A 23,614-nucleotide genomic window follows, 5' to 3' on the forward strand; every position below is an offset into this window, starting at 1 on the left:
TTTGAGGGGTTTGAGTCGCGTCTCAAACATTCGCCAGCCTGTCTTGCGGGAGCTGGATGGCTGTTGCAGAATCCTGCCTGTGTTCCGCCTCTTTCGCCGCTTGTTCTGTCTCTTTCTTCTTCTCCTTGTGGTGATCGGCGCTGCCGTGACTTGGTGGGCGGGGAGTGAGCTGGCCAGCCCATCGCGTCGGCCTTTGCATGATTACCATCTCGAGTTCCTGGCCCATCCTGCGGCTCATGGCATGCAGATCGAAAAGTTCGCGTTGGCCGATGGCACCCCCTGCCTGATGTGCCTACCGGAGCCCGGCGGGAAACTTGGCACACGGGGGCAAACCATCCGCGAACAGTTTGCCGCCCGCAAGCTGCCCCTGTCACCTGTGGGCCAGGTGCATGGGACGCTGGTGCTGACCCATGGCCGCAAGGGGCGAAAGGAAGACTACCTGCCGATAGCGGAGCGCCTCTGTGCGGTCGGCTTCCGCTGTCTGCTGCCAGACATGCCCTCGCATGGCGACCATCCTTCATCGCTCATCTACTATGGAGTTCGCGAGGCAGGGCTGCCTGCCCAAGTTCTGAAGGAGGCTGCGGACAAGTATGCCTTTGCTCCGCAGCCGGCGGGGCTGCTGGGCATGTCCATGGGTGGCTCTGTCGCCATGCACTCCGCAGGGCAGCCTGAGGCTCCCTGGAAGGCTCTCGCCATCATCTCCAGCTTTCATGCGTTTCAGCCTGCGATGGAGCTCCAGGCCTCCCGCCTTGCGGGTTCGTGGTTGGGCCGTCCGTGGGCCGCCGGGGCGGGGTGGATTTATGAGTGGAAGACTGGCCTCGCTTTGGGGGCCATCCAGCCGCATGAATACGCCGCCCGGTTGAAGATCCCCACACTCATCTTCCATGGCACCGATGACAAGGTCGTGCCCATCGAATCTGGCCGCAAGCTCTACGCCGCGCTGCCGGAGGGGATCGAGAAACAATGGGTCGAGATCCCTTCGGCGGATCATCACAATGTGCTCATCACTGAATTCCCGGTCTATGCCACCCTGGCCTCCTGGATGCTGACGCATGTCAAGTGAGGGGGCCATATTGAGAGGGAATTAAAGGGCGGCGCGGTAGAGGTTGACGAAGTCCTCGAGTGTCAGGGGCCTTGGGTTGAACTGGGCGGTCCATTGTTTCAGCGCCATTTCGGCGAGGGCGGGCAGGTCGGCCTCGGTCACGCCGTGGTGGGAGATTTTGACGGGCATCTGGGCCAGGGCTAGGAGTTCCTGAATGCGGGCGGCGAGGTCGCCTGCATAGTAGCTGGCATACACGGCAGCGCATTCGGGCAGGGCGGCATTGAAGCGGATCACGTGCGGCAGCATCACGCCCACCGCTTCGCCATGGACGACGTGGAACTTGGCGGTGAGGGGGTTGGCGCAGGAGTGGGCGGCACCGAGCATGGAGTTCTCGATGGCAATGCCTGCATAGGCCGCGCCGAGCAGCATCTGGCCCCGGGCTTCCAGGTCCTTGGGCTCGGCCAGGATGCGGGTGAATCCTTCGTGGCAGAGGCGGAAGGACTCGCGGGCAAAGACGGTCGAGTAGGCGTTGCCTTTGTTGGTGACGGCGGCCTCCAGGGAATGGGAGAGGGCATCCACGCCGGTGCAAACGGTGACGCGGTGAGGCTGCGAGACAGTGAGCTCGGGATCGAGGATGGCCACCTTGGCGGCGGCCTTCACATCGCCACAGGCCATCTTCACATGCGTCACCGCATCGGAGATGAGAGCGTAGCTCTGGCACTCGCTGCCGGTGCCTGCCGTGGTGGGGATGGCGATCATGGGCAGCATGGGCTTGGTGGCCTTGCCCGTGCCCCAGTAGTCCTGCATCTGGCCACCATTGGTGTAGATGAAGTTGCAGCCCTTAGCGGTATCCATGCTGCTGCCACCGCCGAGGCCGATGATGAAGTCGGCACGGAATTCGCGGGCCGCATCCACACAGCGATCCACATCCTCCGTGCTGGGGTTTTCGCGGACGTCTCCGAAGACGCGAGTCAGCACGCCTGCTGCCAGGAGGTAGGAGGCGGCCCGTGTCACGTACCCTGCCTTCACGATGCCTGGATCACTGACGATCAGCGCCCGCTTGCCGCCCAGTTCCCGGGTCAGTTCGCCGACCTGGGAGAGGGTTCCGTTTCCAAAGATGAGGCGAGTGCGCGGCTGATAGTCGAAGGGGGAAAAAGGCATGATGAAAGTACTCTGAGCAAACCGACGGGCTGGGAGGAAGTGAAACACGGGCGCAATCGCCGTGCCAGTTCAAGCCCGGTCAATGGAGCGGCGCTTGTAGAGGAACTCGAACATGTTTCCTTCATGGGGCTGGTCCCAACTGATTTTCATGGTGCTGATGGGGCCGAGGTTCAGGCGGTCAATGGTGGGGCACTCGAGGAGCTGATCGGTGAATTCGGGGTCTTCGGTGATCGCGGTGACGATGAGGGAATAACCAATTTTGCTGAGCACTTCGGACTGCTTCACCTCGACCACGCTGGCGTAGGGGCAGAGGAATTCGCGGTTGGCCAGGGGGTGGTCCCAGCTATTGCAATGGATGATCGTGGGGCGCAGGAAGGTCCCGCCCTGGAACTCCACCTTGCGGGGGCCGTTGCGGTACTTCGCGGTCACGTCTTCGGCACCGGGCTTGTCGGCGAGGTCGGAGTCGATGACGCCGTCAATGTAGTCGGCCATCTTGGTGTTGGCGAAGCCGGAGAGGCGGGCGTTTTCATCATCCGCTGGCAGGGGCTCCACGGGGCCGAGGCGCTGGGCGATGGCATCGGCGATTTCCTTGCCGTATTTCGGCACGATGACGGCGGAGGCATTGATGCAGGAACGGCCGCCGTTGTCGCTGATGGAGCTGACGATGACGTCGATGTATTCCTTCCAGTTTTCGATCTTGTCTTCGCCGATGATGATCTTGCTCCAGCCTGGGCCGTGGACCTGCACGCGGGGGTTCCCTTCGTACATTTTGGCCATGGCCACATCGCCAAAGACGAGGTTGCGACCGCTGAGTTTCACCACTTCGCCACTGCCTTCATGGTCGGTGGGGTAAAAGCCAAAGGCTTCTGCTGGTGCTCCGGCGGCGATGAAGGCCTGGATGAGACGGAAGGGGGTCCAGGGCTCTTCGCGGCCTGGTTTGATGACCACCGGGATCTTCAGGGCGATGGATGGCAGCCACAGGGAGTTCACCGCTGGGGAGTTGCTGGGCATCACGAGGCCGAGGGCATCGGTGGTGGGGAAGTAGGCCACAGGGCAGCCGGACTGGGTGCCGAAACCTTTGTCAATGACGCTCATGTCGAGGCCACGGGAGAGGCCGTTGAGGATGACATCCATGTGGGTGAGCGCGTAGTGCAGCTTGGCCATGTTGCGCTTCACCATGATGTGAGGCAGGCCGCTGGTGCGGGAGAGGGTGGCGATGTATTCTTCCGGGCTTTGGGTGTGGCCTTTGTCGCCCAGGGGCAGGGTGCCATTGAGGAAAAGGTCGCCCGCCTTGGCGGTGATCTCGATGAGCTGGGCGACGGTGAACTTCTTCAGGGCCTTGCGTGCCTCGCTGATTTTGCCCAGGTCCTTGCGGATGATGCCGGCATTCACCTGGCTGACTTCGGCGCAGATTTCTCCAGTCTTGTGGTCTTTCACCGGGACTTTATCCAGAGATTCGTACGGGCGGCCTTTGCGAAGAGCGGGGAGGTGAGGAATGGAAGACATGGGAGATGGTTAAAAGTCAGGGAACGGGAGGGTTACGAGTGTCCCCCCAAGGGAGCAATGAAAAACAGGCGCTGGAGTGTGGGTCTTTCGAAGGAAGTTGCTCAGGGGGAGTTTGCGCTGCGCGCGTTGGCGGTGGCTGAGCCGTGGTTGAGCGGTTGTTTGGGGGCGGGGAAGTTGGGGCTGCTCGTTGGCGGTGGCTGGGGAAGGACGGCGCAGTTTGCGCTGCGCGCGTTGGCGGTGGCTGAGCAGTGGTTGCGCGGTTGTTTGGGGGAACGGGGAATTGGCTGGATGGGGATGGTTTTGTTTTTTCCCCATTTGGGGATTTGGGTGGGTAAGACGTTGTCGTTGAAGGGGTTGGGATGGGGATTGTTTGGGGAGGAGATGGGGAAGTTGGGGAGATCTGGGGAATTTGGGGAGATCTGGGGAATTTGGGGAATTTGGGGAGGTTTGCGCTGCGCGCGTTGGCGGTGGGTGAGCAGTGGTTGAGCGGTTGTTTGAGGGGACGGGGAGCCGGAGGGGGAATTGGGAGTGGGCACTTTGCGTTGGCGTTGTTTGCCGTGGCTGGGTGGGCGCTGGGAAGGGGACCCGAATGCGGGATTGGGGCCTAGGAAACCTGCCTCGGCTGCGCCGGGTTTGGGCCGGGATGCCGGATGATGGGGAACCGCTGGCATGGGGTCTGGGCATGGGCCTGGAATACTGTCCGGCCATCCCCCCGCCCGTGCAAGTGCCTGGGACCCCCACTTGGGCTAAGTGGCGAAAAAGTTTGGGTTCGGAATTGTCTGGCTCTGTCACCCGCAGCCGGGCGGGCCCAGTCTCAGGCTATCGGAAATAGTTCATCATTTCGCCGACACCCTCGAACATCTCTCACGATAATGATAAACTAACTTATTCAGGTGAATATCGCGGTCCTCTCCAACTTCAGCGTTCGTGACATATGGCAGTCTATTATAGTTTTTACATCGAATGCTATCAGGAGCAGGATGCGGTGCGCATTCATGACAAGCTGCGGGCTTGGACGACGGAAGTTCATGGGAGGGAGATTTCGATGGCGCGTGTGTTGGTGGAACCGGAGGGCGAGCTGTGGTATGTCTATGCGAATCCTAAAGGGCCGGGATATTCGCCTTTTGGTTATGGCGAAGGATTGAACGAACCGGAGACGGTGGCTCTGCTGGAGGATCGTCTCTACGAGTTGATTGCCTCTGAGGTTGGAATTCGGAGGGCGCTCTGTGGCTATGAAGCGCAGGATGTCTTCAGGAGTGGTGGGGACAACCTGCTTGATTTGGAAGATCTGGATGTACACAACTTGGTCTTTGACCGGAACCTCAAACCTCAGCGGGAAGGGGTGATGGAGTTGGGGAGCCTGTATTACCGGACTCGACGTCGGTCTTAGGATGGGGCTTTATTGGGGGGCTGTTACGGAGTGGTTCTGGAAATTTTAGATGGGGGTTGGGGCTTCGAGGTGCTGTCCGCACAAGGGACTGTGCGGGCTACTTTTCGCCAAGCCTCATCGGCGGATGCGCTGTGTTTAGAGAGTCTGTTTCGTGATCCACGAATACCAACCTGTTGAAATAAGGAGTCGAATCTGACGCGGGGTTTTGACGAGCTAAAGCTCTGGAGTACTTTGGTGGCACCCTTCGGGGTTCTGTTATTTTACCAGATGCGCCTTACTTTGGAGTGGGTCGAGTGATGGCGGCTGTCGGGAAGATGGTTGGGGTGCCTTGGTCTGGCGGGCGAGAGCGGTGTCGCCGAAGCCGTTGGCTCTGGCTTCTCTGCCACCGCACTCCGGGACGCTTTGCGAGAGGTGGAGGGGAGTGGTGTGACGGGAGGATTCATCCATCACATGCAGGGAATTCATGGGGCTGGCGGGTACATCATGACCTTTATGGGCGCGGCGTTGAAGAGGCTGCCTATGCACTTTTGGCCTCGAAGCCGGGAGGAGCGTTAGGCGAGTAGGATACTCGCGCTTCGGCTGCGGGGCTTTGTGCGAGATGGGGAAAGTGGCTGGGGCAGCGGAGTCGGAGGGACATCACTCGGAGAGTGATGAATACTTTCCTGATTCATCGCTCCCCGCCTTTGGTCGGCGATGTTTCAGAGGGGCTTGCCGAGTTGTTTTTAACGAGTGCCGGTTAGTTTTTGGGGCGTCGTTTGATCTTGATTTCCAGTGCCTTGAGGTCGGCTTCGTCCTGTTCGTCAGCTTTGATGGCTTGCTGCTTTTTGCGGTGCTGGTCGAATTCGAGATAAAGCTCCGCTGTCCGCTGTTCCATCTGCTCATGGCTGATGGAACCCGCATTGGCCAGCAATGGGAAGCCGTTGGAGGTGATGATCTGATCCACGTTGTCTTTCCAGAAGGTCATGCGGATCTCCTGTTTGTTTTTGGTCCGCAGTTCGGCGGTTTCCAGGAAGATGACCACCAGTCGGTTGAGGGTGTCTATCTCGTCCTCGGTCAGGTAGTTTTTGGCGATTAGGATGTCCTGCTTGCGGACCTGAGACCCCTTCCAGTGCAGGAGGTCGAAATTGGGATCCTTGTGGTCGGACCGGGCGGTGATGAGTTCGGCTGCGGTCTTCTGGGTTACGGCGTAGAGCAGGAGATTTTGCACCGTGGCGAAGAAGACCTGTGTGGCCGCGTCCGTCTTGTCTTAGTCGCTGCTCAGGGCCAAAAGGTCCCGTACCTTCTGGTAAAAGCGCTTCTCCGAGGCGCGGATGTCCCGGATGCGCTCCAGCATCTCGTCGAAATAATCCGGGTGGCCGTCCGGGTTCTTCATTCGCTCATCGTCCATCACGAAGCCCTTGAGGAGGTACTCCTTCAGGACGGTGCTGGCCCAACGGCGGAACTGCACGCCACGGGGTGAGCGCACCCGGTAGCCCACGGCAAGGATGGCGTCGAGGTTGTAGAGCGTGACCGGGCGCTGCACCTCGCGGACGCCTTCCGATTGAACTACCGAGGATTCCTCGGTAGTTGCCTGCCGGTCGAGTTCGCCGTCTCATACAGGTTCTTCAGGTGCAGGCCGACATTGTCCGTGCTAACGTCAAAAAGCTTCCCGATTTCCCGTTGAGTAAGCCACACCGTTTGATCTTTGGTCCGGAGCTGGATGCGGCTTTTGCCGTCTTCGGTGGTGTAAAGGATCAGATCGGTCATGGCATGGGCAGGGCGATTCCGTGCGGGATCATCTTGGTGACGTCAGGAAATGAATCCAACTGGATTTTATAGGACGGAGAAGGATATTTTTGGAAGAGAGGTCTGCTTCGTTTCCTATCAAAGCGGCTGCCTGGGGAATGGGCAGGCGAGATGCGGCGGATTCCGGCTAGATTGAAGGACGGAGGAGCGAGAAGGGCGGAATGGACTACGGTCCGCTGGGAGAGCTAGGCGATTAGGGTGCTCGGGCTCCGTTTGCGGGGCTTTGTATTGGATGAGGGAAGGGTGAGGGCTGCGGAGTCGGGTGGGCATGCCTCGGAGAGTAATGAGTACTTTTCCCATTCATCCATCGCATGCAGGGAATTCATAGCCCGGGCTGGCACATGACAGTTGCGCGCTGGCGGGGGAGATGCTCCTTAGGTCACGCATGAGCACCACAAGCAGTCACTGGGATCGTTTTCAAAAATTCTTCGTCCGTTACCCGCAGATCGGTTTTTCGATTGATATCAGCCGCATGGCTTTTGAGGAGGGGTTGTTTGATTCGCAGGCGGCTTCCATTGAGAAGGCGTATGCGGACATGAAGGCGCTGGAGGGCGGTGCGATCGCGAATCCGGATGAGGGGCGCATGGTGGGGCACTACTGGCTGCGCAATTCGGACCTGGCACCGACGGCGGAGCTGAAGGCGGAGATTGACGCGACCCTAGAAGCGACGCTGCAGTTCGCGGCGGATGTGCATGCGGGCAAGATTTTGGCGGCGAACGGGAAGAAGTTTACCCGGGCGCTGATCGTGGGCATCGGCGGTTCGGCCCTGGGACCGCAGCTTGTGGCGCAGGCGATCACCCCAGCGACGCCGCCGATGGCGATTGATTTTTTTGACAACACGGACCCGGACGGGATGGACCGGATCGCGGCGCAGATCGGCGCGGAGATCGCGACGACGCTGACGCTGGTGATTTCGAAATCCGGTGGCACGAAGGAGACGCGTAACGGGATGCTGGAGGCGCAGGCGGCGTACCAGGCGCAGGGGGTGGACTTCACCAAGCATGTGGTGGCGGTGACGGGCGTGGGCAGTGAACTGGACAAGTATGCGATCGCGCAGGGTTGGCTGGCCCGTTTCCCGATGTGGGACTGGGTGGGCGGGCGGACGAGCGTGATGAGTGCGGTGGGCACCATCGCAGCGGCGCTGCAGGGGGTGGATGTGCGCCAGTTCCTGGCGGGGGCGGCGGCGATGGATGCGGAGACGCGCAATCGCCCGACCCGTGAGAACGCGGCGATGCTGCTGGCCCTGATGTGGTACAGCGCGGGCAAGGGCAAGGGCGCGAAGGACATGGTGGTGCTGCCTTACAAGGACCGGCTGGTGCTTTTCAGCAAATACCTGCAGCAGCTCCTGATGGAGTCTCTGGGCAAGGAGCATGACCTGGATGGCAAGGTGGTGAACCAGGGGATCGCGGTCTATGGCAACAAGGGATCGACCGACCAGCATGCGTATGTGCAGCAGCTCCGCGATGGGGTGAACAATTTCTTTGCGGTCTTCATCCAGGTCTCTAAGTCGCGGGATACGGCCGGATTTGAAGTGGAGCCGGGCTACACGAGCGGGGACTACTTGCAGGGTTTCCTGCGCGGTACGCGGACGGCGCTGGCTGAGAAAGGGCGTGAGTCCATCACGCTGACCATCAGCGAGGTGAATGCCTTTAGCCTGGGGATGCTGGTGGGCCTGTTCGAGCGGGCGGTCGGTTTCTATGCGACGCTGATCAACGTGAATGCCTACCACCAGCCGGGTGTGGAGGCGGGCAAGAAGGCGGCGACGGATTTCCTGAAGCAGATGGGCCAAGTGCTGGCGGCGCTGCCTGCGGCAGGCGCAGGGGCGACGGCGGATGAGATCGCGGGGCCGCTGGGCATCGATGCGGAGGATGCGTGGCACATGGCGAGCCATCTGGCTGCGAATGGCAAGGCGAAGCTGGCGGAGGGCGGGAGCCCTGCGGAGGACCGATTCCTGGCGGTGTAAAGATATCCTTTATTGCCTTTTTTCGGCAGTGGCGGTAACGGAGGGGAGTCCAAAAAACTCCCCCCCGTCCATGGACGAGCGCTTTCCTCTCATTTACCAAATCATCTGCATCGTCCTGACGGCGCTGTTTGTGTGGTCATTTGTGGTTTCGCGGGAGCCGCGGCAGTGGCGGCGGCTGTATCAGTCGAAGTTTTGCCGGGCGGAGGATTTTTCGGTGAACCGGAACAAGGTGATCGATGAGAACCTGAAGAAGTACGGGATTCTGATTTCGATGTTTTTCCTGGTGGCGGATGTGGGTTTTTTCCTCTGGGGGGCCTCTTACCATGACCGCCAGAAGAGCGAGAAAACGACGGTGGAGGAGCGCCTACAGATGAGCGAGGTGGAGAGGATCCAGGGCAAGTCGCAGACGCTGATCCGCACGGGGAACTGAGGTTGAGGACTTCCAGGCAATCCGGGTGAGGGAGGCGCTTCAGATTCGGCCTGCGGCCTTGAGATCGAGGTAACGATTGGCCAGCGCGATGGGGAGATTTTGCGCGGTCTCATCCACGGTGACGATGCGGTTTGCCCGCAGGGAATCGAGGAGGTGGGCGCGTTGCTGCTGGTAGTGGCACTGGGCGCCGTAGGAGAGGGCCTCCTGGAGGCTGGCGATGGGCTGGTGCAGGCGGGCCTCCATTTCGGCCTCGCGGAGGGTGGCGACGAGGACGAGGTGGCGCTTTTGCAGGAGGGCGACGGCTTTGGTGAGGTGGGTGGTGTCCTCGGTGCGGAGATTGGTGAGGAGGAGGATGAGGGCGCGGCGTTTTTGCAGGGCCATGACGCGCTCGGCAGCCTCGATGAAGTCGCTGGGCTCCGTGGTGGTCTCGTAATCGTAGAGATGATTCAGCAGGGTGGGCATGGCGGGTGCGCCCTTGACGGGCTTGAGCCAGCGCTGGCTGCCGCCGAAGCCGGTGACGCCGACTTCATCCCCCTGACGGAGGGCGATGTAGGCGATGAGGAGCATGGCATTGAGGCAGTGATCGAACTGGGTGAGCTCGCCATCCATGGCGCGCATGCGGCGGCCGCAGTCGGGGACGAGGATGATGCTCTGGTTGCGCTGTTCCTCATACTCGCGGCTGACGAGGACCTGGCGGCGGGAGGTGGCCTTCCAGTCCACGCGGGAGAGGACATCGCCGTCCTGGTATTCGCGGAGCTGGTGGAAATCCAGCGTGGCGCCGCTGCGGCGGCGTTTGACGATGCCCATCTGCTCTTCGCGGTTGGCGGTGGCGAGGAGGGCAAAGCGGACGACGGGCTCGTAGTTCGGGTAGCAGCGGGTCTCGCTAGCGGGGCCGGTGCGGTAGAGCCTGCGCCAGAGGCCTAACCGGGAGTGTATTAAAAGGTGGGCGGGGCTGAAGGTGTGGAGTCCGCGCCTGGTGAAGTGGGCATCGTAAACGAGGTCCACATGCTCCAGGGCAGGCAGGGTGCCCTGCCAGGGGAGGCCTTCGGCGAGGGCCTGGGGAGGCAGGCCGTCATGCACCTGGACGGTGAGGGGGCGGCCCAGGGAATGGCGCAGGGTGAGGGTGATGGGGGACTTGACACCGAGGGCGAAGCGGCCTGGCAGGCTGCGCTGCACAGACAGGCGCTGTTTGCGCGGCAGGCTGAGGAGATCTGCCAGGGCGATAATGATAAACAGGATGCCCGCGCCGACCCAGACGGGCTGCATCACCGGCCAGATGGAGGCGGCGAGACCGAGCACGGTCCATGCAGCCACGAGGCGGAGGGTGAGGAGGGAGGGGCGCATGAGGAAGGTGGTTTCCCAGCCTGCTGCGGAGGGGCACTCACGCGCGGGGGGCTTCCACGCTGCGGATCACGGCATCGAGGACCTGATCAACGGTCTGGCCGGAGATGGCGACTTCGGGTGTCAGGGCGACGCGATGGCGTAGGACGGGGAGGGCGGCGCGTTTGACATCGCCCGGGGTGATGTAGCGGCGGCCTTCCATCAGGGCGTATGCTTTGGCCACACGCACAAGGCTGATGGCCCCACGGGTGCCGGCACCGAGGGCGATGGCCCCGTGGCTGCGGGTGGCGCGGGTGAGATTCACCGCGTAGGTGACGACGGCCTCGACGGCCTCGACGGCGGCGGTTTCTGCCTGGGCGTGGAGGATGTCCTCAATGGTGCAGACGGGCTGGACTTGCTCTGCGGACAGGCCACGGCCAGCGGCGGCTGAGGATACGGATTTGACGATGGTGGCCTCCTGCTGGGCACTGGGGTAGTCGATGAGCACCTTGACGAGAAAGCGGTCAAGCTGGGCCTCGGGCAGGGGGTAGGTGCCTTCCTGCTCGATGGGGTTTTGCGTGGCGAAAGTCATGAATGGCGGGGTGAGCGCGTGAGTTTCGCCATCGATGGTCACCTGGGCCTCCTGCATGACTTCGAGGAGGGCGGACTGCGTCTTTGCGGGGGCGCGGTTGATTTCATCGGCCAGGAGCAACTGGGTGAAGACGGGCCCGAAACGCACGCGGAAGCTCTGGCTGCCGAGATCATAAAGGGTGTGCCCGGTGACGTCCGAGGGCATCATGTCCGGGGTGAACTGGATGCGGCGGAAGGTGGCCCCAAAGGTGCGTGAGAGGGCGAGGACGAGGTGGGTTTTGCCCAGGCCGGGTTTGCCCTCCAGCAGCACGTGGCCACCGGCCAAAAGCGCCGCCAGAACCTGATGAATGACCTCCGTCTGGCCGACAAAGACCTGCTCCACCGCGAGGCGGATCTGCTTCAGGAGTTCCGGTGTGCGCGAGGCTTCGGGCATCGCGGGCGGGAACTCAGGAGGCAATGCGGGTGATTCGGAAACGGGGAACTGAGGTGGCGGTGCGTAGGCAGAGTCCGGGGCAAAGTCATTCATGGCGTGTGCGGCGCAGGATCAGGGGCGGAAAGAAGGAGACCTAGGGGAACTAGGCATCACTTCTTCTCCTTGGGAAGCACTTTCACGGCCACGGCACGATTCGCCTGAAGGAACTCTTTGGCGAGAGCCTGGATCTCTTCTTTTTTGATGCCTTCGAAGTCGCTGAGCAGGTTCTTCGCCCACTCGATCCGCTCAGGATGCTCCTGGCAGTTGCGCACGACGTTTTGCGACCAGTAACGGTTGTCGCGGCGCATCTGCTCAAGCTGGGTCATGAGGGGCTTTTGGGCGCGCTCGAACTCATCGTCGCTGATGGGGCCGGCAGCGACTTCGGCGGCGATTTTCACCACCAGTTCGGTGATGGGCGCGGCCTGCTCGGGCTTGCACTCGATCATGGCGGTCATGTAGCCGTAACCGGTGAAGGTGTCGCTGGCGACGTGGTAGCAGGCGGGGCTGTAGGTTTCGCCCAGTTCCTCACGCACCTTGATGCGGAGGCGGTCATCCAAGACGGAACCGAGGAGGGTCAGGCGGCGGGTGCGCTGGATGTCCAGCATGTCGCTAGTGGGCCAATACAGGGCTGCGATGGCTTTGGGGATCTCGGTATCAAAGGCGATGTCCTTGGTGACGGGGCCCTGAGGGAAGGGGACGACACGCTCTTTTTCATACTTCGGTTTGTCGGCACGTTTTGGCAGCGCACCCAGGGTCTTGGCGAGGGATTCCAGAACGGCTTTGGGCTCCACATCGCCCACGATGGAAACTTCCACGTAGTCTTCGGTGAGGGGCTTCTTCAACCAGGCTTCCAGCTCGGCCAGATTGCGCTTCTGCATGGTGGTGATCGGCGGGAAGCCAAAGCGTGGATCGTCGCTGTGGATGTAGGCCACGACTTTGTCTGCCATGATGCCTTCAGCCGTGTGCTGAAGCTGGACATACATCGGCTCCAGGTTCTTTTGGAACTGACGTGCGGCCTCTTCACGATAGCCGGGGGCCGTCATGTAAGCGGTGAGGAGCTGCAACTGGGCATCGAGATCGCCCGGGGTGGTGCGTCCGCTGAGCATGAAGGCTTCATCGCCGACCGCAAAATCGGTGCCGACACTTTTGCTGGCGAAGATGCGGCGGATGTCATCCACGCTGTGTTCCTTGAGACCGCCCATGATGAAGGTGCTCTGGGCAAAGGGGATGATGCCCTGTTGGTCTGCCGGAGTGCTGAGCTTGCCGCCGCCAAAGTTGATGGTCACGCGGACGGTGCCCTTTTCAAAAGGCGTGGGTTTGATGTTCACGCGCACGTTGTTTTCAAAGGTGGCCTGAGTGAGCTCGAGCTCCTTCACGATGGACTCTTGGACGACCTTGCCCGGTGTGCCGAAGCTGGTGTAGGCAAAGGCGGCGGTTTCCTCCTGCTTCGGAGCTTCCACGGGCTTGCTCTGGCTGTCGCGATACACGGTCTTGATCTGCTCGGCGGAATCGCCTTCCAGCTTCAGGTTGCCTCCGACAAAGATTTGGACATCGTCGCCCTTCCAGGTCTCGGCGAGGGCGGTGTGGCACTCCTCTTTTTTTAGGCTGGCGAGGGCCTCCTTCACACGGGCGAGATCATCCGACGGATGGGTGAAGACTTTCTTGGAAGCGAGGATGCTCACGACACCGCTGGCCAGATCTCGTGACTTGCGGGAGTCGGCCTGGGCGGCGCGTAGTTCCACCGTCTTCAGCAGGGAGGCCTTGGCCTCTTCGAATTCGGCTTCGGTGAAACCATGCTGCACAGCGCGGCGGATCTCGGTTTCCAGAAGGGTCAAAGCTGCCTTCCACTGGTCTGGCGCGCACTGGCCCATGATGCCGATCACTTCGACAAACTCCAGATACTCGTAACTGTAGGACTCTCCGCTGAGGAAGGGGGCACCCTCGGCCTTGGCCAGCTTGGACAGGCGCTGGTTGATCATTTCATCGGCCAGATCGCGCACCATTTTTTCGCGGCGGCTGGCGGCGGTGTCGGGTTTGTTTTTGGCGGGGCGCAGCATCTCCACGGAGATGTCCACGGCCTTGGCTTCCATTTCGGTGTGCAGCTTGGCGATGAGCCCGCGACCGGTGCTGATTTTGCCCAGGCTAGGGTCTGCCGGATTGGGAGACTTGGCTTTGGCATCGGCAAAGTTTTTCTCGATCTCGGCCTTCACGGCTTCCACGTCCTTGAAGTCACCCACGGCCACGATCACGGCGCGCTCAGGGGTGTACCACTTGTTGTAGAATTCGACGAAACGCGCCTTCTGCATCGTCTTGATCGTCTCTTCGGTGCCAATGGGCAGGCGATTCGGTAGCAAGGAATCTGGCAGGGCAAACTTGTAGCCTTCCAGCATCGTGCGGTAGTCAATCGAGTCTCGGCTCAGCTTCTCGCTCAAAATGATGCCGCGTTCCTTGTCGATCTCCTTTTCACCCAGGCTCATGCCATCGAGGTAATCGCGGAAAAGCTGCATGCCTTCGCCCAGCATCTTGGTTTCCACCTTGGGCAGTTCCAGCATGTACACTGTTTCCTTGAAGGAGGTGTGCGCATTGGTATCAGCACCGAAGCCCATGCCCAGACGCTGGAAGTACTCCACCATCTCACCGCCGGGGAAATGGCGGCTACCATTGAAGGCCATGTGCTCCAGGTAGTGCGCCATGCCCTGCTGGTCGTCCTCTTCCATCAGAGATCCCACGTCCATGTAGATGCGGATGCTGGCACGCCCTGGGGGCTCCACATTCGGCAGGATGACATAGCGTAGCCCGTTTTTCAGGCTGCCAAACGTCGCTTTCGGATCGGCTTTCAGGTCGCTGGTATCTTGCGGCCACTGGGCGGTCGCAGAGAAACAGAGGAGGAACAGGGCACAGGTAAGACGAAGGATCATGATGGTTGTTCCCTGTAAGAACGCAGCGGGAGCCGGACCTGTCGAGAAAAAGTCACTTTTGGGCCAAACTCATCTCCGGGTTTGCCTGCCTCTGAGTGAAATCAGGGTTTACGGGCAGGATCATGCAGCCACTGAGAGAGTCTCCCACGATGCGGAAACGGCCTTTGATGACTTGCCGGGCGGTGAATGCGCACAGGGCTGCATCCAGAAGATCCATGCTGCGGAGTGAAGAGGTCTGGATGCCTACCTCCTCGAGCAGAGCCCGCCGGACCGTTCTTTTATCTCCGGCCTTCACCACCCGACCTGCCAGCACACAGGCCACAGCCTGGGGGAAGGTTTCGAAGCAGACTGGATTTTTCAACGGTTTCTCATCACTGAGGATCGCAAAATCTTGTCTCAAAGCGTGATGCAGGGCCATGCCTTGAAGCATCCATTCATAGTAACCTCGCGGGTGATTGCGGGCGTCTTCTTCCGTGGGTGTGGAAAAGCAGTAGATGCCTTCCCGCATCAGTTGTCGTTCCGCCGCACGTGCGCTGCCTCCAGGGGCTCGCCAGCAACAGGGAGCATCCACACCCACGGCCATGGCTCCTTGTTCTCGGCACCAGGCTGCTACTTCCTCGGCGTTTGTGGACTGAAGGGTGGCGACTATCTCCAGCCCTTCCAGCAAGACTGCGTGGAAGCCTTTTTTGACACCGCCCACATCCACCCCGGCGGTGCGTGGTGAATGGAGGGTGTGAGTCTTGGCTTGGGAGGCGGGCATGAATGGTTAAAGCTACGTCCCGCGTGTTTTGGGCGACGGTTTTTCTGAGCTGTGATGAGTCCTTGAAAAGCATTGACTCCGGTAAGGCTTTCATGGTGGCATGGCTTATCTTATGAAATCCACGCGTTCCTTTTTTCTGCCTCTTCTGCTGGCCTGGATCACCAGCCTAGCCATGGCCCAGAGTGTGGCGACAGATGAATTCAACTTCAGCCAAATCATCGGCAACTTAGAGTTTCTTGAGCGCACGGACTATCCAGAAAAAGAGCTGGGCTACAGCTTGCGGTACGAAAATGACAAGCTGCTCAAGGCCGACATCTACGTCTATGACAACGGCCAGCCTAACATGAAGGATGGCATCGCCTCCCCCGAGGTGAAGGCGGAGATGGCCTCTGTCGCCAGCGGCCTGCACACCATGGAGGAGATGGGCAAGTATGAAGGCGTCAAAGAATTGAAGCAGGGCGAAAAGGTGACCAAACCCTCCGGCCTCAAATTTCTGTGGTCCCGCCACAGCCTGCGCCAGATCGGCGGCTCCGAAGTCATCTACCTGGGCAAACGCATCTCCGATACCTTCCTCATGGTTCGCAAAGGCAAGTTCATCAAGATCCGCATCACCACCAAGGAAAGCGACCTCGCTGAACACGACAAGGAGATCGAGCGTTTTGTGAACCAGGTCGGTTCCTGTTTGCTGTAAAAGCCGGGCAGGGGATGTTCTCCTGCTTTTGTTCCATTCTGCATTCCTCCCCCCCCATGAAAATTGAAGGCATCAAAAGCTGTTACGACAAGACCCGTGGCCTGTTCTACTTTGCCCGGCTCTGTTCCAAGATCCGGCTGCATGCCGCAGGCCAGCTTCCGGCAGAATATCACGAGCTTCTGGGCCAAGGTTTCGATGGCCGCACGGTCCGTTACATGGAGGTCTCTTATGACGATTTGCGCGCCCAGGTTCTCGCGGGCAAGACCGATGAGGAAACCCTGGACTGGTGCTACGCAAACGGACGCGCCCTCAATGACGAGCAGGTGCTCATTTTCAACAGCTTCATGAGCAAGCGCGGCTGGCACGATGATGAAACCGACGAGTTCATCCCCGAGATGATCCGCCAATACGGCTTCCCCGATGACGGTCGCATCATCACCGATTTCGACCTCATCGAAATGGACGAAGGCCGCTGGACGTCGGATCAATGGCGTGCGGCATGGAAGTAGGGCTGGGGTGGGTGTCGGTTACCAGAATTAGTTATGAACGAGAACGAACCGGAGAAACCCAAGAGGAGATGGGGATGGCTGCAATGGAGTGTGGTGCTTGTCGTCCTCGGTTTGCTGGCCTGCTTCGTCATTTCTGTTGGATGCAACCTCTGGGTGAAGCGTGATCAGATGAGGGCTGCTAACAGTCCACGGGACATTCTGGGGTTGTTGCTGACTTACGCGAGCGAGTACAACGGCTATTTCCCCGATCATGGAAAAGATCTGGCAAAATTCACTTCCAATGAAGCCTTCCGGAGTTTCTTCAAAGAAGGCTTGCTTGGATCCACTGCCGCCGACGAGACTGAGTTCGTCTCCAGCGAAATGATCTTTGGCTGCCCAGAATCCCGCTTTAATCCAGATCAGCAGATTGGCATGCCACCTGATTATGCAGAGGCACTGACTCCTGGCGAAAACCATTGGATGATGATCGCTGGTTTAAACAATCTGAGTCCCGCCCATTATCCACTGGTCATGGAAAACTCTATTGAAGCCTCCTGGCCTCCACATTGGTTGCCTTCGTCGTCCAAGCTATCCTGGCTGGTCTCCATAATCCGGGGCATCCTGCCACCTCGCGGACGCAGTTGGCAAGGCGATACCATCATCATCGGCTTTTGCGATGCATCTGTTCGGACTGTGATACTGGAACGAAAAAACAATCAGCTTCATCTGCCCGCCACCATCCTCAAACCTGAAGGCAAGGAGCCGCTGCCAACGTTGAAAATTCTCGACGTCGAGGTGCCTGAAATACGACAATAGTTCTTGTCTCGCTCGGATGATTTCGAGCATGATTAAGCATGAGCGAGAATGAACCGGAGAAGCCCAAGGGGGGATGGGGTTGCCTGCAATGGAGTGTGGTGCTGGTGGTCCTTGCTCTTATCGCCTCTAACTTTGTTCCGACCTATGGCCTCACCACGGTCAAGGCTTTGCAAATGAAAGGCAGCAGCAATGCCCGCCAGATCATTGGACTCTTGCTGTTTTACGCCAGCGAGCATGAGGGGCATTATCCTGACTTCGGGAAGGATCCCTCCAAAATGACTTCCAACGTGGCTTTTCGTGATTTGATCCGGGCAGTGGTGGTAGATGAATTTACCCTCGACGAAACCATTTTCAGTTGTCCTCGTTCAGCATTCATCGCTGACAAAAAGTTGGGGGAAGCTCCAGACTTTAAGCAGGCGCTCACGCCAGGCGAAAACCATTGGATGATGATGGCGGGCTCGGACAACACCTCTGCCAGCAACTCTCTTTTGGTCATGGAGAATGCATTTGAAGCGATCTGGCCGCCCAAGTGGTTGCCCTATACAGAAACGCCAAGTTCTTCCAAATCATGGTTTTCGGACCGCAGATTGCCACCACCTTGGGAACGGGGGCGCAGTTGGCCAGGCAACACCATTATACTTGGTCGCAATGATGCCTCGGTTGAGGTTGTTAAGCTTGAGGAGAAGAACGGTCTGCTGCATTTGCCTAGCTATCTCAGATTCAAGGATGATCCGACTTCAGTGATTAAAATTCTCGACATTGAGGTCGAAAACCCCGGCACATCCTCGGCACCATGAAGATTAAACGTCTTTTGACTACGGTCATCATTTTTGGGTTCCTTGGCTACTACATCAAAGCCAACTTGGATGGGCTATATTTGGGGTACGGTAATACGGCTCTGGAGCCAGCGATCGTGAAATACATGAAGAAGCATGAAGGCCGCTGGCCCTCTTCCTGGGACGATCTTCAGCCCTATTATAAGGACCTTCTGCTGCCCGTTCATACCACTCGATTCATCCGGAAATACTATTCCATCGCCTGGAATGTGAACCCCTACGAGATCTATGAGAAGAACAAAGAACCGTCCGCCGACGGAGCAATCTTCAATTATAAAGATGATCTATGCACAGTCGTTTACCGCCATTCGAGGGAAGGGCCAGGAGATGACAAACGCCGCTGGATTTTGACGCCTCGCATCCATCAGTTCATTCATGATCGGGCAAAGCAAACTCCGGCACCTCGCTGAGCATCCCTTGCTCATCCCGCTCCCTGAACCGTGACAAAACGACTTTTCGGAGGCGGGCGAGGCCTTTCTGATTCACGATGCGGGATGACTCCTGCCGAATCCTTTCTCGACTGCTCTGCGGCCTTGCTTGACCGCGTCCGTGCCCAGCTTCCTGCGATCCAGCAGACGGCGGACCTGTTTGCCCAGACAATCCTGGCCGGGCAGATGGTGCATGTCTTCGGCTCGGGCCACAGCCGCATTTTGGTGGAGGAAATGTGGCCGCGTTATGGCTCCTTTCCGGGCTTCAATCCCATTGTCGAGCTCAGCCTCACCTTCCACAATCTGGTCGTCGGGGCCAATGGCCAGCGACAGGCGATGTTTCTGGAGAACGTCTCCGGCCTGGCCAGTCGCATCCTGCGCAACTTTGATCTGAAGGCAGGCGATAGCGCGCTCGTCGTTTCCTCCAGCGGTTGCAATGTGGTGCCTGTGGAGATGGCGGAGGAGTTTCAGCGACGCGGGGTCAAGGTGGTGGCGCTCATTTCCAAAGACCACGCCGAGGCCAGCACCAGCCGCCACCCGGCAGGCAAAAAGCTGCAAGACTTTGCCGACATCATTTTGGATACGGGGGCACCGATTGGCGATGCCATGGTGAAGATCGAAGGCCTGGAAACACCCGTCGCTCCCGGCAGTACGATTGGCGGCTGTCTCATCGTCAATGCCGTAAAGGCGGAGATCGCACAGCGCCTCACCCAGGCTGGCCAACCACCGAAGGTGCTGACGGCCGGGGTGCTGGTCGGAGCCCAGAAAGCCACAGAAATTTTCGAGGCGGCTTATGACGAGCATGCGCGCCGCATTGCCCCCTACTATCAAGGTCTCGGGGCCTGAGCCTTGATGGGTCGGGTGAAGAAGATGGCGAGGATGCCGGACATGGCCAGGAAGGCGGCCACGCCATTCATGGCCAGTTGATGACCTGCATTTTCCAGCGCCCATTGAACCAGCCCTTTCGGCAGCAGGAAGTTAGGCGTCGGCGTCTTCAGCCAGTCAATCAGCTTGGGTCCGACAAAGCCCGCCAGATTGCCGATGGAGTTGATGCCCGCGATGCCCACCGCAGCGGCTGTGCCGGAGAGCATGGCCGTGGGCAGGGTCCAGAAACACGAGATGCTGCTCATCACCCCCGTGAGGGCCACGGCCATCATCGCCAGTACCAGCGGGGCAGGCAGGCCGGGAAGACCGCTGAGGGAAAAGGCGATGGCAGCAACCGTGGAGGACAGGCCGATGTGCCAGCGGCGCTCGCCCGTGCGGTCGCTGTGACGCCCCACCAACACCATGCCGATTGCGGCACAGCCCCAGGGGATCATGGAATACAGCCCCACCTTAAATTCATCCTGAGTCAGCGTGTCCTTGATGATCTGTGGCAGCCAAAAGGAGGTACCATAAAGGCCGACAATGGCCCCAAAATAGATGCCGCAGCAGATCCAGATCTTGGATGATTTGAAAGCACCCAGCAGTCCTTGGATGCCGTGGCCCTCGGCGGCCTTGGCTTTCTCATCAGCAGCCAGGTTGCTTTCAAGAAGATCCCTTTCCTGAGGTGTCAGCCACTTGGCCTTGGCAGGTCGATCTGAAAGAAGGAACGGTACTGCGATGCCCAGCAGTACGGTGGGGATGGCCTCCAGGATGAAAAGCCATTTCCAGGCAGGCAGGCCGTGCCAGCCATCGGTGATCTTCAGCAGCCAGCCGGAAAGGGGACTGCCGATCACCCCGGAGACAGCGATGGCCGTCATGAACAGCGCCACCATGTGCGCCTGACGGCGACGCGGGTACCAGTAGGTGAGGTAAAGAATGATGCCAGGAAAGAACCCGGCCTCCGCCACGCCTAACAAAAAGCGCAGTGCATAAAACGAAGTCTCGCTGTAACTGAAAGCCATCGCCCCGGAGACAAAACCCCAGCCGATCATGATGCGCGCGATCCAGATGCGTGCGCCCACGCGATGCAGGATGACATTTCCCGGCACCTCAAAGAAAAAGTACCCCAGGAAGAAGATGCCCGCGCCCGTGGCAAAAACAGCGTCTGTGAACCACGCCTCTGTCTTCATGGAGAGCTTGGCAAAGCCCACGTTCACTCGGTCAATGTAGGCCAGGATGTAACAGCTGAAGAGCAGGGGAATCAGCCTCCAGGTCACCTTGCGATAGACGGCGGCTTCCTGCGGGCTGGGAGATTCGGGAATCATGGAGTGGCTGTTGATACTCTGGTCAAAGCGTCCGCTGGAATCTTTTTCCTTCACCCGTTCCCAGAAAAAACAGGCAGTTCGTTCTGGTCAGGCAGGAGCAGGTTGGGCAAAAAGAGGCAGCGTCAGGTCAAGCATTGGCATCCCTTTGGGCTTTGCCTGGTGGGCTGGATGTGATTAATGGCAGCCTTCTCAACCCCATGAACACCTCCCAACCGCTGGATTCCGGTACCTCTTCCGTTTCGCGCACCGCCTGGCTGATCGTGGGTCTGCTCTTTCCCGTCGCCCTGCTGAACTACCTGGACCGCCAGATGATCGCCTCGATGAAGGTCTCGGTGATGGGCGATCTTAAAGACATTGGCAGTGAGGAAAACTGGGGCCACATGCTGGCTTCCTTTAAATGGGTCTATGCCATTTTCAGCCCCATCGGTGGATACATCGCGGATCGTTTCAGCCGCAAGTACACCATCTGCGGCAGCCTCTTTGTCTGGTCTCTCATCACTTACCTAACCGGACATGTAAACAGCTTTGACGATCTGTATTGGGCCCGCACGGCTATGGGCATCAGCGAGGCCTTTTATATCCCAGCGGCCCTCGCCCTCATCGCTGATTTCCATACCGGTCCCACTCGCTCGCGCGCCGTAGGGGTTCACCAGATGGGCATCTACTGCGGGGTCATGGTGGGTGGTTTTGCGGGGTATGCCGCCGATTGGCCGGACTTCGGCTGGCGCGGGGCTTTCGATATCACGGGGCTGGTGGGCATCCTGTATGCCATCCCTCTTTTGTTCTTGCTGAAGGATGCGCCGCGCTCGGCTGCGGAACTCGCCAACCCGGTAGCAAAACCCTCCGTGGGCACCGCCATCACGGAGCTGTTTACCAATCCCTCCTTCCTCCTCCTCGTGCTTTATTTCACCCTGCCCGCTTTAGCCGCTTGGGTGGTGCGGGACTGGATGCCAGCGATTCTGCAAAAGGAATTCAACATCAGCCAGGGCAAGGCTGGCGTCTCTGCCGCCCTCTATTGGCAGGGGGCCGCGCTTGTCTCCGCCATCTTCGGCGGCTGGCTGGCGGATCGCTGGATGCGCAAGACTCCGCGTGGCCGCATCTATGTCAGTGCCATTGGCATGCTCTGCATCATTCCCGCCCTCTTTGGCGTGGGCAATGCCCCGGCTCTCGGTTCCTTCACCCTGGCAGTCGCGGCCCTCATCCTCTTCGGCGTCGGCTGGGGCTTCTTTGATTGCAACAACATGCCCATCCTTTCCCAGGTGGCCCGGCCAGAACTCCGCGCGACGGGCTATGGCATCATGAACTTTGTCAGCATGATGTGCGGCGGTGTGGCTGACTGGGGCTTTGGTTTCATGAGGGACAAAGGCGTCGCCCTCAATGTCATCTTTGGGGTCTTCGCGGCCGTCTGCGTGGTGTCGGCCTTCCTTGTCCTGCTCATCCGCCCTCGCGAGCACGGCGGTGCGCGCTTGTGATTCTTAATGCCCGCCCTTCAGCAGCAAAAAGCCGACGATGACCAAAATGGGCAGCAACACCGGGATGGAGAACTGCCACATGTAGCGCAAGAAATCCGGCGTGTGCACCTTGGCCTTGTCCGCGATGGCCTTGACCATGAAATTCGGCCCGTTGCCGATGTAGCTTCCCGCGCCAAAGAACACCGCCCCCATGGAGATCGCCATCAGCAGGTGAGGGTGAGATCCGGCAAAGGCCAGCACGTCTGCGGGGGAGTCCACCGAAAGCCCCTCTGCGCCCATGGCTGCGGCGAGAAAGCTGAGGTAAGTCGGTGCATTGTCCAGGAAGGCGGACAGTGCGCCCGTGGCAAAGTAGTAGCCAATGGGCGTGGTGATCTTCACCGCCTCCCCGCTTTGCAGGATCTGCAAAGCCGGAATCATCGTCAGGAAGATGCCCACGAAAAGGTAACCCACGTCCTTCACCGGGCCGAAATTGAAATCATTGGCCTCATGCAGCTCGGGTTTGGTGGCAAAATAGGAGGCGACGGCTGCGGCGATCATCACCATGGCAGGTACACTGAGCACCCCGCCAATGACGGTTTCTTGCAGGCTCTTCGGCAAGAAGACGGCCCCCAGCACCACGCCCAGAAACACCAGGTTCAGCAGACCACGGATGTGAAAATGCTCCTCGCCCGTTTCCTTGTCGCGCACTTCTTTGGGGGCCCGACGGAAGTTCAGCGTATCCACCGCAAAGAAGACCGCCAGCAGCATCGCCACGGCCAGTCCCCAGCCGCTCCAGCAATGCTCCAGCACCCAGCCGAACGGCACCCCACGCAAGAAACCCAGGAACAGCGGTGGATCGCCAATCGGTGTCAGGCAGCCGCCGACATTGCTGACCACAAAGATGAAAAACACCACGTGAAAACCCGTGATGCGGTACTTGTTCATTTTGATCCAGGGGCGGATCATCAGCATGGAGGCGCCCGTGGTGCCGATGAAATTCGCCAGCACGGCACCGATCGCCAAAAACACCGTGTTGCGGAAGGGGGTGGCCTCGCCTTTCACCCGGATATTGATGCCGCCGGAGATCACAAACAGCGATCCCACCAGCGCCATGAAGCTGACATACTCATTCGCCGCATGCTGTAGCGGATGCCAGTCATGCTGCACCGCCACGTAATAAAGGGCCGTCACTAGCCCCAGGCCCACCGCTACCTTGGGGTAATGGTGCTCCCAAAAATGACCTGCAAACAGTGGCATCAGTGCAATGCAAAGCAGCAGCAGGGCAAAGGGAGCCACCGTCCAATACGGGGGCAGGGAAGCAGTATGAGCAGCGGCAGCGAGTAAGAAAGTCACGACGGGATATGCACAACAGCCCCC

At 59.5% G+C, this 23,614-nt stretch carries 19 protein-coding genes and 1 pseudogene; 11 read left to right on the plus strand and 9 right to left on the minus strand.

Annotation, left to right across the window (positions count from 1 at the left end):
* The first annotated feature begins 100 nt into the window (after positions 1-100).
* Positions 101-1,063, plus strand: coding sequence for an alpha/beta hydrolase family protein (locus ABEB25_RS11715; RefSeq protein WP_345736595.1), 963 nt, complete (start codon positions 101-103; stop codon positions 1,061-1,063).
* Positions 1,064-1,084: 21 nt separating this feature from the next.
* Here ABEB25_RS11715 and ABEB25_RS11720 read toward each other — a convergent pair whose 3' ends face one another.
* Both ABEB25_RS11720 and ABEB25_RS11725 read right to left on the minus strand, forming a co-directional pair.
* Positions 1,085-2,203 (minus strand): iron-containing alcohol dehydrogenase, encoded by a 1,119-nt coding sequence (locus ABEB25_RS11720; RefSeq protein WP_345736596.1) that lies wholly within the window; start codon positions 2,201-2,203, stop codon positions 1,085-1,087.
* A 69-nt stretch (positions 2,204-2,272) separates the two neighbouring features.
* Positions 2,273-3,709, minus strand: a complete 1,437-nt coding sequence (locus ABEB25_RS11725; protein ID WP_345736597.1) for an aldehyde dehydrogenase family protein — start codon at positions 3,707-3,709, stop codon at positions 2,273-2,275.
* Positions 3,710-4,643: 934 nt separating this feature from the next.
* On the opposite strand from ABEB25_RS11725, the gene ABEB25_RS11730 reads away from it, so the two are divergent.
* Positions 4,644-5,099 carry a hypothetical protein gene (locus ABEB25_RS11730; protein ID WP_345736598.1) on the plus strand — a complete coding sequence of 152 codons (456 nt, stop codon included), beginning with the start codon at positions 4,644-4,646 and terminating at the stop codon, positions 5,097-5,099.
* A gap of 736 nt (positions 5,100-5,835) precedes the next feature.
* On the opposite strand, the pseudogene ABEB25_RS11735 reads toward ABEB25_RS11730, so the two are convergent.
* Positions 5,836-6,845: pseudogene (locus ABEB25_RS11735) on the minus strand (virulence RhuM family protein).
* Between the two features lie 424 nt (positions 6,846-7,269).
* Here ABEB25_RS11735 and ABEB25_RS11740 point away from each other — a divergent pair.
* Both ABEB25_RS11740 and ABEB25_RS11745 read left to right on the plus strand, forming a co-directional pair.
* Entirely contained in the window at positions 7,270-8,847 is a 1,578-nt protein-coding gene (locus tag ABEB25_RS11740; protein WP_345736599.1) for a glucose-6-phosphate isomerase, read from the plus strand.
* Positions 8,848-8,917: 70 nt separating this feature from the next.
* The gene (locus tag ABEB25_RS11745) at positions 8,918-9,277 is read left to right on the plus strand and encodes a hypothetical protein (protein ID WP_345736600.1); all 360 of its coding nucleotides are present in this window, start codon (positions 8,918-8,920) and stop codon (positions 9,275-9,277) included.
* 39 nt (positions 9,278-9,316) lie between these two features.
* Here ABEB25_RS11745 and ABEB25_RS11750 read toward each other — a convergent pair whose 3' ends face one another.
* From ABEB25_RS11750 to ABEB25_RS11765, 4 genes are all read right to left on the minus strand, one after another.
* Positions 9,317-10,621, minus strand: coding sequence for a DUF58 domain-containing protein (locus ABEB25_RS11750; RefSeq protein WP_345736601.1), 1,305 nt, complete (start codon positions 10,619-10,621; stop codon positions 9,317-9,319).
* 37 nt (positions 10,622-10,658) lie between these two features.
* Positions 10,659-11,621, minus strand: coding sequence for an AAA family ATPase (locus tag ABEB25_RS11755; protein ID WP_345736719.1), 963 nt, complete (start codon positions 11,619-11,621; stop codon positions 10,659-10,661).
* Between the two features lie 149 nt (positions 11,622-11,770).
* Positions 11,771-14,578 carry a M16 family metallopeptidase gene (locus ABEB25_RS11760; protein ID WP_345736602.1) on the minus strand — a complete coding sequence of 936 codons (2,808 nt, stop codon included), beginning with the start codon at positions 14,576-14,578 and terminating at the stop codon, positions 11,771-11,773.
* Positions 14,579-14,630: 52 nt separating this feature from the next.
* Positions 14,631-15,338, minus strand: a complete 708-nt coding sequence (locus ABEB25_RS11765) for a DUF429 domain-containing protein (RefSeq protein ID WP_345736603.1) — start codon at positions 15,336-15,338, stop codon at positions 14,631-14,633.
* A 112-nt stretch (positions 15,339-15,450) separates the two neighbouring features.
* Between ABEB25_RS11765 and ABEB25_RS11770 the strand changes: the two genes are divergently transcribed.
* The 6 genes from ABEB25_RS11770 (at position 15,451) to ABEB25_RS11795 (ending at position 19,443) form a co-directional block, all read left to right on the plus strand.
* Entirely contained in the window at positions 15,451-16,029 is a 579-nt protein-coding gene (locus tag ABEB25_RS11770; protein WP_345736604.1) for a hypothetical protein, read from the plus strand.
* 56 nt (positions 16,030-16,085) lie between these two features.
* Positions 16,086-16,538: a DUF5069 domain-containing protein gene (locus tag ABEB25_RS11775; protein WP_345736605.1), complete on the plus strand. Its 453-nt coding sequence runs from the start codon at positions 16,086-16,088 to the stop codon at positions 16,536-16,538.
* 33 nt (positions 16,539-16,571) lie between these two features.
* Entirely contained in the window at positions 16,572-17,333 is a 762-nt protein-coding gene (locus tag ABEB25_RS11780; protein WP_345736606.1) for a hypothetical protein, read from the plus strand.
* Positions 17,334-17,371: 38 nt separating this feature from the next.
* Positions 17,372-18,130, plus strand: coding sequence for a hypothetical protein (locus ABEB25_RS11785; RefSeq protein ID WP_345736607.1), 759 nt, complete (start codon positions 17,372-17,374; stop codon positions 18,128-18,130).
* Positions 18,127-18,579 (plus strand): hypothetical protein, encoded by a 453-nt coding sequence (locus tag ABEB25_RS11790; protein WP_345736608.1) that lies wholly within the window; start codon positions 18,127-18,129, stop codon positions 18,577-18,579. The genes ABEB25_RS11785 and ABEB25_RS11790 overlap by 4 nt, the downstream gene beginning before the upstream one ends.
* A gap of 84 nt (positions 18,580-18,663) precedes the next feature.
* Positions 18,664-19,443, plus strand: coding sequence for a sugar isomerase domain-containing protein (locus tag ABEB25_RS11795; protein WP_345736609.1), 780 nt, complete (start codon positions 18,664-18,666; stop codon positions 19,441-19,443).
* Here the strand turns inward: ABEB25_RS11795 and ABEB25_RS11800 are convergent.
* Positions 19,425-20,786 (minus strand): MFS transporter, encoded by a 1,362-nt coding sequence (locus ABEB25_RS11800; RefSeq protein ID WP_345736610.1) that lies wholly within the window; start codon positions 20,784-20,786, stop codon positions 19,425-19,427. The two genes, ABEB25_RS11795 and ABEB25_RS11800, sit on opposite strands and share 19 nt — an antisense overlap.
* 197 nt (positions 20,787-20,983) lie before the next feature.
* On the opposite strand from ABEB25_RS11800, the gene ABEB25_RS11805 reads away from it, so the two are divergent.
* Complete coding sequence (locus ABEB25_RS11805) at positions 20,984-22,258, plus strand: MFS transporter (protein WP_345736611.1); 1,275 nt, start codon at positions 20,984-20,986, stop codon at positions 22,256-22,258.
* 3 nt (positions 22,259-22,261) lie between these two features.
* On the opposite strand, the gene ABEB25_RS11810 is transcribed toward ABEB25_RS11805, so the two are convergent.
* Complete coding sequence (locus ABEB25_RS11810) at positions 22,262-23,590, minus strand: sodium:proton antiporter (RefSeq protein WP_345736612.1); 1,329 nt, start codon at positions 23,588-23,590, stop codon at positions 22,262-22,264.
* Positions 23,591-23,614: the final 24 nt, after the last annotated feature.

Source organism: Prosthecobacter algae (assembly GCF_039542385.1).
GTDB classification, from domain to species: domain Bacteria; phylum Verrucomicrobiota; class Verrucomicrobiia; order Verrucomicrobiales; family Verrucomicrobiaceae; genus Prosthecobacter; species Prosthecobacter algae.